We start from the raw sequence: 1,217 nt of genomic DNA, 5'->3' as shown, positions 1-1,217 counted from the left end.
GTGCCGGGGTGGCTCCGCCGGGCTCTTTCATGCCGCCCTTCATGCCGAATCCCTTGGCGGCCGGCTTGGCGTCCGCGGCGGAGGCAGTCGGGGCGGTGGCAGTCGGGGCGGTGGGCGCTGGTGCCGCGGCCGGTTTGGCGGACAGTGGCGCCTTCTCCGCAATAGCGACGGCCGCGGCCACGGGCTGCTTCACGTCGCCGGGGCCACCGATCTTGCCCGCGCGCACCACGTCGAGTTCAATGCCGCGCTTGACGCCCTCTAGCAGGAGTTGGGCCACGTCGACGACCTCGATCTGGTCTTCTTTGTCGGTCCCGGCCGTCTGTGCGGTTACCCCGTCGGTCAGCATCACGCGGCAGAACGGGCAGCCGGTGGCGATCTTCTGCTTCTCGCCGGTCGCTGCCGGCGCGCCGGCGAGCGTATACAGCGCTTCGTCGACCCGGTCGATGTTGATGCGCTGGCCGATCTGCTCCTCCATCCACATGCGCGCGCCGCCGGCGCCGCAGCACATGGAGCGTTCGCCGTGGCGGGGCATCTCGGTCAGGGTGGAACCGGCGGCCTCGACAAGCTCGCGGGGAGCGTCGTAGACCTGGTTGTGCCGGCCGAGGAAACAGGGGTCGTGGTAGGTGACGGACTCGCCGCTGGGCGGCGCGACCGGGATGAGCCGCTTCTCGCGCACGAGGCGGTTCAGCAGCTGGGTGTGGTGCACCACCTCGAAGACGCCGCGCTCACCGTCGACCTGCGGGTATTCGTTGCCCAGGGCGTTGAAGCAGTGGGCACACGTCACGACGATCTTCTTGCGCTGTGTGGGTGCCGTGGCAAACACCTCGTCGAATTGTTCGATGTTCTGCTGGGCGAGCATCTGGAACAGGAACTCGTTGCCGGCGCGGCGGGCCGAATCGCCCGTGCACGTCTCACCCTCGCCGAGGACCAGGAAGTTGACCGCGGCGACATCGAGGAGTTCGGCGACCGCTTTGGTCGTCTTTTTGGCACGGTCCTCATAGGCGCCGGCGCAACCGACCCAGAAGAGGTATTCGAAGCCGGCGAAGTTGTCTACGTCCTTGCCGTAGACCGGGATGTCGATGTCCATCTCGTCGATCCACGCGGTCCGGCCGGCTGGGCTCTGCCCCCACGGGTTGCCCTTGTTCTCCAGGTTCTTGAACAGTCCGGCGAGTTCGCTCGGGAAGTCCGATTCAATGAGCACCTGGTAGCGGCGCATG

Annotated in this window: 1 protein-coding gene; it reads right to left on the bottom strand. The window is 67.4% G+C overall.

All coding sequences use genetic code 11. The features are described from left to right. Nucleotides 1-1,217 (bottom strand): (Fe-S)-binding protein (locus B4M62_RS13225; protein WP_290713823.1); only part of this gene is annotated, 1,217 nt, incomplete at both ends.

This window comes from Gordonia sp. UBA5067 (assembly GCF_002414845.1).
GTDB lineage: Bacteria > Actinomycetota > Actinomycetes > Mycobacteriales > Mycobacteriaceae > Gordonia > Gordonia defluvii.
This window is presented reverse-complemented; position numbering and strand designations above follow the sequence as displayed.